An 8,512-nucleotide genomic window follows, 5' to 3' on the forward strand; every position below is an offset into this window, starting at 1 on the left:
TGTCGTAGGGTAATGCACCTACAGGACCAACGAGATCAAGTTTGGTTTGAGGGCAGCGCTGGAGCACTTTTTTAAAAGCCTCTAATAAGACATGGGATCCTTTTTCTGGAGATACTCTACCCACGTAGAGTAATCGTTTAGCAGAATTGTTTTTGCTGCCATTTTGCTGATTATGCTTGACATAGAAATTCATGAAGCGATCAAGGTTTACCCCATTAAAAACCGGCTGACAGCGCTCGGCCAATTTAGGAAAACGCTGGCGAATCCCTTCTGTGATATACTTACTAGTACCAATAACTAAATCTACCTTACTAAGCCGCTTTTCTAGAATTTTGTGTTCGAGTTGGGTCAACCACTCACAATGCATGTGCAGGGCAATTTTTATGCCTGGGTTCAACGCTCGTATCACTGGAATAAACTGAGATAAGTTGTGAATGTGTACAACATCACATTGCTGTTTTCTCAAGTCATTGGCTACCTGTAAAATATATGCTAGGTAATAGAGTTGGGAGCCAAATATAGGACGTTTTTGATTCTGGAATCCTGGAATTTTTTCCAGATAGTTTAGCAGTTTTTGATCCCGGCCTATGGGAATATATCGATAGTCTACTCCGTCATGAGTTGCCGTATTAAAGCGTTCTCCTGGTGTATAGACAATAACATCACCATCTTGAACTAAAAGACGCACGAATTCATAGGTCAAAATCCCGATAGAATCCATGGGATTTGGAAACGATGTCATCACAAAGGGTTGACAGACAAATGCTATCTTTAATCGTTTCTTAGAATCTGCTCCGTTTAATTGATGATTTAATTTGTTGTTTAATTTGTTTTGCTCTCGGTCAATCCTAGCTAATTTATTTTGGACTAAAGTGGTGTAGACTACAGTGTTACTGGGATTGAGTTTGAGGACATTGTTATAGGACGCGATCGCATCATCTAATTTGCCTTGTTCCTGCAGAGCAACTCCCAAGGTATAATGACTGTTGACCAAGTCTGGCTGTATTGCGATCGCTTTCTGGTAGTAAGCCACCGCAGTCTTCAAATCGCCTCCTATTTTCCGACTAACGCCCAAATCGTGATTTAAGGCAGCGTAGTAGGCGTGTTTTTCTTGGGAAAGCTGCCCTTGAGCGTAGAGAGCATTACCCAAATTCACATCAGCTTCAGCACAGTTGGGCTGAATCTCCAAAGCTTTTTGATAGCATGCGATCGCATTTTCCCACTTGCCTTGTTGTTGTAGAGCATAGCCAAAGTTGTTGTAAAGCGCTACCGAGTTCGGCTGTAGGGCTAACGCTCGCTGATAAGCTTCCACTGCTTCTGACAATTGACCTTGAGCTTGACGCAAATTGCCTAAACTGAACCAAGCCTTGAAAGACTCCGGATTGACAAGGAGAGTTGTATTAAAAAACTCCTCAGCAGTTTGGTACTTACCTACCTGTTGTGCTAGCATTCCTAACCCATACAAGGCATCTGGTTGGTTAGGTATTCCTGCTAGAATATGACGATAAACTTGCTCAGCTTCCACCAAGCGATTGGCTCGATGATATTGAAGAGCAACTTGAAGTGCTTCAGAAAGTTGTGTCACTGTTGTAATCCTCAATTTTTAGTTTTTAATTGGTAATTATCAATTGGTAATTGCTGCAACTAGGGTGTGTCTTATTGCCTCGGAGATCCCCCTAAATCCCCCTTAAAAAAGGGGGACTTTGAGTATGGCTCCCCCCTTTAAAAGGGGGGCTGGGGGGGATCATAATCTTGCGGAAAACTTTGTCTTGATGCAGTCGCTCATGGGGGGAACCCCCAAGACCGCGCTGCATCGCTGAAAACACGCCCTAGGGATAAGCAAAGTAAAAACTTTCTGAACTATGATTCAACATAATCGAGCGCAACTTTGAAGCAATCTCATCCCGTAGGGGAGCAGCTTCCGCTTTAGTCAGCCAAGTAAATAGTTTCTCCACAGCTTGAGGAGACGGATCAATTTTGAGCGCCTCTTGGAGCAGACGAAATGCACCAGCAAGATTCCCAGTCTTTAGGGGAATTACCATATGATTTAGACAATAATTAAAGTAATGGTTACGAGCGTTGGCTGTAATTGCTGCACAATGCTCAGCAGGAAGATAGCTCTCGGAAATTTCAATCCCCAGGCGGATAGACGTTGCTTGAGCTCCAGATAATATCAGTTCACTGGTCATATTATTATCATGCTCACGGTAACGTGCCAAAATATCGCCTTCGTACCACCAATCATAAAAACTAGCAATACGCTTATAAAGTTCCCAATCAGGAGTATACGTGTTCCCCGGATCGTAACACCCCAGATGTTCATGAGTAGAGCGACGAATCACAACTGCACAAGGATTCAACACATTAGAAGTGCCAATCTTCCACAGCCAATCTTGATGGATACCCGTATCTTTTCCATACACTTGTTGGGAGAAAATTATCTTTCCTTTCTCATTGATATTTTCATAACCCGTAAATGCTGCTCCCACAGAATCACTACATGTTTCTAGACTCTTCTTCAACCGGGAATAAAAACCTGGAAGAACATATTCATCTTCAGGAAGCACATGAATCCACTGACCGCGACTGAGGGCAATACCAAGATTAAAATTGCGTCGCGCACCGATATTTTCTGGATTGCGGTAGTAGCGAACTACCCCTCCCCCAATCGAATTAACCAAATCGTATAGAGGAGGTGTGCTGGCATTATCCATAACCAAAATTTCCATCTCCTCCTCGCCCTGCCATTGAGCCAATACACTCGCCAGACATTCTAGAAGATAGTCAGTACGGTTATATAAAGGAATAATTACTGTCCAAAAGGGTCGTTTGTCTTCACTTACCGATACGCTCGGAATCCCTGGAAACTGATATCCGCCAATAGTAACGTCTGGTTGTTCTACCTGCGGTGGTGTTAGTGTCTCAGGAGATACTGTAGAACCGTTGTCAGAACCGTTGTCAGAACCGTTGTCAGGATTTACTACTTTCCCATACCGGGGATTGACTAGCATTAGCCCTTGTCGATAAGCAGATGCTGCCTCCTTTAACTGCTTCTGAGTTTGGTAAATCCTGCCTAAGTTAAAGTAGACTTCCCCATAACTAGGATTGAGCTCCAGAACCTTCTGATAAGATGCGATCGCATGTTCAAATTCACCTTGGTCTTGAAGCACCACTCCCAAATTGTAATGAGCGCTTAGCAAATCTGACTGCATCGCGACCGCTTGCCGATAGTAAGCCACAGCATTAGTCAAATCGCCTGCTTTTTGCCGGGTAACCCCTAGCTCATGGTTCAACTGTGCGTAGTGTGCTTGTTTTTCTAGGGAAAGCTTCCCTTGAGCGTGGAGTGCATTGCCCAAATTCACATCAGCTTCAGTGCAGGTAGGCTGAATCTCCAAAGCTTGTTGATAAGATGCGATCGCATCGTCCCAATTACCTTGTTGTTGTAGAGCATACCCAAGGTTGTTGTAAACCGGTACTAAGTTCGGCTGTATTGTTAAAACTCGTTGGTAACACTCCACCGAGTCAGACAACTGACCTTGACCTTGGCACAAATTACCTAAACTGAACCAGCCCTTAACAGAATTCGGCTCCGCTTCCACAGTAGCTCTCAACAGCTTCTCGGCAGTATCATACTGACCTGTTTGCTGTGCCAGCACCCCTAAGCCATATAAGGCTTCCGGATGATTAGGCTGTTGTTCCAAAATCTTATAGTAAAGCTGTACAGCCTTGTTTAAGCGATTGGCTTGACGATGTTGAACAGCAATTTGTAGTGCTTCAGAAACAGTTTCCATCGCAAATTGTCTTGGTTTATGGACTACATTTAATAGAAAATCTTCTAATGCTCTTACCGGTTTTAAGTCACCATATAACTTATGCTTATTTTCAGCAACTTGATCAGATATGTATTGACGATATTGAGCATCTTGACCCAACCGTACCGCAATTTTCACATAATCCTCTTTACTCTTAGCAATTGTCTCTTCCAGACCCATCATTTTTAGAATTGCTATCGTATGCCGACCACGCATCAAATCTCCTGGGAATGTCACAATCGGAATATTATGGGCAATAGATTCCAAACTAGAGTTACATCCAGACCAACCAATGCTATCCAAGAATACATCCGCTATCGCTGAGGTTCCAGCAAACCTGCTGTTATCCAGAAATGGCAAAAATATGCAGTAGTCTGTATAATCGAGGCCAAATTTATTAAAAGCATCCCTTAAACGCTGGGTAAATATCTCAGTAACCTGGTCACTTTTAACATATTTAATAAATACAAACTTACACCGACCAGCTAACTCCTTAGCAATTCTAGGAAATACATCATCATAGTCAGGTAAATACTTATATAACGATTGGCAACACCAGAACATAATCTCATCATCATCTAAGCCTATATCCTTTTTAGCGATCGCTTCTGGTGTAATTTCCAAAGGGGTGTAATGGATAGAGAGATTCGGTAATCTAACTAACCTCTCACTATAATGCTCTTGAGCATTTTCTGCCTCCATTAAATCACTACTCAAGTAATAGTCAATCGTCGGCATCCCACTAGTATCCGGATGTCCCCAAGATGTCATTTGAATCGGAGCCAGTCTTAAACAACCCAACTTAACTGTAGTGGGGGACATTCCGAATTCCGGAAAAATAAGGATGTGTAATTTATCTTTTGTAATTACCTCACACCATTCTTCGATAGTCAAAGAACCTTGAACAAATTTGACAAATGATTTCGCGGCTATTGCTGTTTCCTTATCCTGTTTTAACCCTGTGTGATAACCAAATAGTTCAAAATTCGATCTATCTATATTTTCTACCCAGCCCTTAATCGGTATTTTCCAATTAGAATGATCCCAAAAGAATTCTGAAATAACCCCAATCCGAACTTTTTCATGAGGTGCTAAATTTGGTAGAGGAATTTTCTGGCTCCACCGGGGATAGCACTGGGACATGATCTGGCAAATCATTTGTCCATAAATTTGCTGTAACTCTCGGTTATTTAACCCTTGATAGGCCAGATAAAAAGGCTGAAAGGCTCCCACCGCATTAGCGGCACTTAGCAGTTCCCTTGGACTTAGCTCTGTATCGCTCTGTGTATAGCTATCCGCTAATTTTTTGAGACTAGCTTGGTAATTATTTCGCGTTACCTTGATTTCATCAACACTTGAATAAATGATCGGAATCTGACACACGCACATGGCCAGTTTAGCTTCAGCCAAGTTAGGGTTAATACTTAATGCTTGCTGGTAAGACTGTAGGGCTTCTTCTAGCTTGCACTGTTCGTGGAGTGTATTTCCTAAATTGTTATAAACTTCAGCAAAATCAGGTTTAAGCCTAACCGCTTCCTGATAGGACTGTATCGCTTCCTCTAACTTGCCCTGTTTTTGGAGTATTGTTCCCAAATTGTTATGAGCGTCAGCATAGTCAGGTTTAAGCCTAATTGCTTCTTGGTAAGACTCTCTTGCAGCATCTAACTTGCCCTGTTTTTGGAGTATTGTTCCCAAATTGTTATGAGCCTGAAAACAATCCGCTTTAAGCTTAATCGCTTCCTGGTAGGACTCTCGTGCCGCATCTAACTTGGCCTGTACCTGCAGTACATTTCCCAGATTACAATAAGCCTGAGCATAGTCAGGTTTAACCCTAATCGCTTCTTGGTAGCAATGTACCGCTTCCGATAACTTACCCTGATTATGAAACAAATTTCCTAAATTGTTATGAGCCAGAGCATAGTCAGGTTTAACCCTAATCGCTTCTTGGTAAGACTGTACCGCTTTGTCTAACTCTCCTTGTGCCCAGAAGATATTTCCCAAATTGTTATGAACTTCAGCAAAGTCAGGTTTTAGGGTTAAAGCTTGTTGGTAGAAGCCTACCGCTTCCTCTAGTTTGTTTTTTTCCTCAAATATACTTGCCAGATTAGCAATTGCTATCACGTTATAGGGCTTCGATAAAAGCTTTTCCTCACCCTGATTATCCCCCTGAATCTGTATTACCTGTCTGTAGATAGATTCAGCCTCATCTAATTTACCCAACTGATGATTTTGAGCAGCTGTATTGATTAGAGATTCAAGGTTTGATTCTAACAATTGGTTGGTAGTCATATCGCGGTTTACAGGGCAGAGCTAGGTCGCCGTAATACTAAATTCGGTTTGATTAGATATCAATCATGAAAAATTATTTCCCCCTAGTTGTCTGGTCAGTTTGGCAAAACTTTATATAACTTCACATTAAGCTGTCCAGGAATAAATTTTTGTTATAGTAGTGTTATCGGAATAGTTAAGGAATTCCAACATGAAACACTGCGTTGGTACTAGCGAAGCCGCATCTCTCTTAGGTATTTCTTCTCGACGATTGCGCCAACTCCTGGATAAGGGTAGAGTCAGGGGTGCCTATAAAAGTGGTAAATTCTGGATTATTCCTCTTTTCAACCACCTACCACAAATCACCAAAAGTACCCGTGGACCCAAGGGCAAATGGCGTACCAGTCGTCCTCCCGCTCTAGCCACCATCAATGTCAACCGTAATCGGATTGGCAGCAACAATGCTAAACCTGCCGAAGACCGTCAGCCAGTGATTTCGGTAAAACGAAGCGGTAATAATCTATACGGCAACCAAATCGAAATCCTTGGTCCATGTCGGATTGTCTATCAGCCTGATCACCCACTGCGTTGTGGTGCTCGTCTATGGATCGAAACCTTCAGTGATGTTCATTTTATTTCTTGATGCAGTCGCTCAGAATTCGAGGAGCAACGGGGGCTTTAATAAAACCAGATTATCGCGCATTTATTCCTTAATTCAGGAACGCCAAAACTATGAGATTTATCAGCCCAAAAATAGATTATGTCTTTAAAAAAGTTTTTGGTTCCAAAGAAAGTAAAACTATATTAATTAGTTTTCTTAATGCTATTATTTACAATGGCGAACCAATCATTCAATCTTTAACCATTATTAATCTCTATAATCCCGGTCAAGTGTTGACTTTAAAAGACACTTATTTGGATGTAAAAGCAGTGTTAGCGGATGGAGAAGTTGTCCTAATTGAAATGCAAGTATCATCCATCACTGGTTTTAGCAAACGGGTACTTTATAATATGGTGAAAGGATATGTTAATCAGTTAAAAACAGCAGAGGATTATATTCGTCTTAAACCTGTTATAGCTGTCACAATTACGGATTTTATTTTGTTCGACGAAACTCAGCAAATTATTAATCAATTTGTGTTTCAAGAAAAAACAGAAAAGTTTGAATGTCTGGAAGAGGAATTGCAGTTAATATTTATAGAATTACCGAAATTCCATAAAAGACTCTCAGAATTAGAAACTTTAGCCGATAAATGGATTTATTTCCTCAAAGAAGCTTCTAGTCTCGATAACATTCCTCCTTCTTTAGGAGAAGTATCAGAGATAGAATCAGCTTTAAATCTTGCTAATCAAGCTGGTATGACTCCAGAAGAATTAGAAATTGCCGATCGCCGTGCTATGGCATTACAAGATGAAAGAGGAAAACTAACTTATGCTGAAGAAATCGGCAAAGAAATCGGCAAAGAAATAGGAAGAAAAAATGAGGCGATTGCCTTAATAATACGTCAACTTAAAAAGCGTTTTGGGGAAATTGATAAAAAAACCATTAGCAAAATAGAAAATTTAACAATTGAAGAGTTGGAAAATTTGGGAGAAGACTTCTTAGATTTCAATAACATAACTGATTTAGAAAATTGGCTTAACTAGCATTCAGCGATGCAGTCGCTCATGGGGGAAACCACGGCAGTCGCTCATGGTTTGTTCGCGTTCGCCTTTGGCGTGGCCGTAGGCCAAGTTACCGTAAGATAGTGGAGCCTTGTCTTGATGCAATAGCGAGTGGGGGAAACCACGGCAGTTGCTCATGGTTAGAAGTTACCGTAAGACAGTTGAGCCTTGTCTTGATGCAATAGCGAGTGGGGGAAACCACGGCAGTCGCTCATGGGGGAAACCCCCAAGACCGCGCTGCCTCCCCAAGACCGCGCAAATCACGCTAATCAATAAGTTTTCCCCCTTTTGTGCATAGCCTACCAACCATAAAGGCTCAACGTAATCAGGTTTCGTCTCCGGGGGAACCCCCAAGACCGCACTGCCTCCCCAAGACCGTAATGGTGCGTTTTCCGTAGGTGAATTAAATTCCCCACGGGTCGCACCTCTGCATCGCTGCTCCCTGCTCCCTAAAAAGCAGAAATTTGTACCTCACAAGTCTTAGAATTCTTATAGTTGGTAAGGTAATAGAATTACCCTAAAGAAAGCAGCCAAGCTGATCGCGTAGCGTTACGCTAAAAGCGATTAGCCCGAAGGGCTACGCTACGCGATCGCAAAAATATAATTATGATCGACACTTATGATATTGTTATAGTTGGTGCTGGTCCAGTGGGATTAGCCACTGCCATTGGCTTACAGCAGCGTGGTATATCTAATTTTATAGTCCTTGATCAAACTCGAGATCGGAAGAGCGTCGTGTAGGCATACAACTCGTAGGAAGTAAAGGG

General features: G+C 41.9%; 6 protein-coding genes. 3 read left to right on the forward strand and 3 right to left on the reverse strand.

The window, feature by feature from the left end; translation table 11 throughout:
• Both F6K52_RS27440 and F6K52_RS27445 read right to left on the reverse strand, forming a co-directional pair.
• Nucleotides 1–1,585: tetratricopeptide repeat protein (locus F6K52_RS27440; protein WP_293085846.1), on the reverse strand; the 1,585-nt coding region annotated here is incomplete at its 3' end.
• Nucleotides 1,586–1,829: 244 nt separating this feature from the next.
• Entirely contained in the window at nucleotides 1,830–6,101 is a 4,272-nt protein-coding gene (locus F6K52_RS27445; protein WP_293085851.1) for a tetratricopeptide repeat protein, read from the reverse strand.
• A 190-nt stretch (nucleotides 6,102–6,291) separates the two neighbouring features.
• On the opposite strand from F6K52_RS27445, the gene F6K52_RS27450 reads away from it, so the two are divergent.
• The gene (locus F6K52_RS27450; protein WP_293085856.1) at nucleotides 6,292–6,723 is read left to right on the forward strand and encodes a helix-turn-helix domain-containing protein; all 432 of its coding nucleotides are present in this window, start codon (nucleotides 6,292–6,294) and stop codon (nucleotides 6,721–6,723) included.
• Nucleotides 6,724–6,812: 89 nt separating this feature from the next.
• Nucleotides 6,813–7,727, forward strand: coding sequence for an Rpn family recombination-promoting nuclease/putative transposase (locus tag F6K52_RS27455; protein ID WP_293085860.1), 915 nt, complete (start codon nucleotides 6,813–6,815; stop codon nucleotides 7,725–7,727).
• 3 nt (nucleotides 7,728–7,730) lie between these two features.
• Here F6K52_RS27455 and F6K52_RS27460 read toward each other — a convergent pair whose 3' ends face one another.
• Nucleotides 7,731–7,883, reverse strand: a complete 153-nt coding sequence (locus F6K52_RS27460; protein WP_293085865.1) for a hypothetical protein — start codon at nucleotides 7,881–7,883, stop codon at nucleotides 7,731–7,733.
• A 468-nt stretch (nucleotides 7,884–8,351) separates the two neighbouring features.
• On the opposite strand from F6K52_RS27460, the gene F6K52_RS27465 reads away from it, so the two are divergent.
• The gene (locus tag F6K52_RS27465; protein ID WP_293085871.1) at nucleotides 8,352–8,486 is read left to right on the forward strand and encodes an NAD(P)-binding domain-containing protein; all 135 of its coding nucleotides are present in this window, start codon (nucleotides 8,352–8,354) and stop codon (nucleotides 8,484–8,486) included.
• Nucleotides 8,487–8,512: the final 26 nt, after the last annotated feature.

Source organism: Moorena sp. SIO3H5, from assembly GCF_010692395.1.
In the GTDB taxonomy this organism is placed as follows: Bacteria; Cyanobacteriota; Cyanobacteriia; order Cyanobacteriales; family Coleofasciculaceae; genus Moorena.

What these genes read in the sequence shown, in the direction of transcription:
- F6K52_RS27460 (WP_293085865.1), bottom strand. Translation starts at nt 7,883, where the DNA reads ATGAGCAACTGCCGTGGTTTCCCCCACTCGCTATTGCATCAAGACAAG.
- F6K52_RS27445 (WP_293085851.1), bottom strand. Translation starts at nt 6,101, where the DNA reads ATGACTACCAACCAATTGTTAGAATCAAACCTTGAATCTCTAATCAAT.
- F6K52_RS27455 (WP_293085860.1), top strand. Translation starts at nt 6,813, where the DNA reads ATGAGATTTATCAGCCCAAAAATAGATTATGTCTTTAAAAAAGTTTTT.
- F6K52_RS27450 (WP_293085856.1), top strand. Translation starts at nt 6,292, where the DNA reads ATGAAACACTGCGTTGGTACTAGCGAAGCCGCATCTCTCTTAGGTATT.
- F6K52_RS27465 (WP_293085871.1), top strand. Translation starts at nt 8,352, where the DNA reads ATGATCGACACTTATGATATTGTTATAGTTGGTGCTGGTCCAGTGGGA.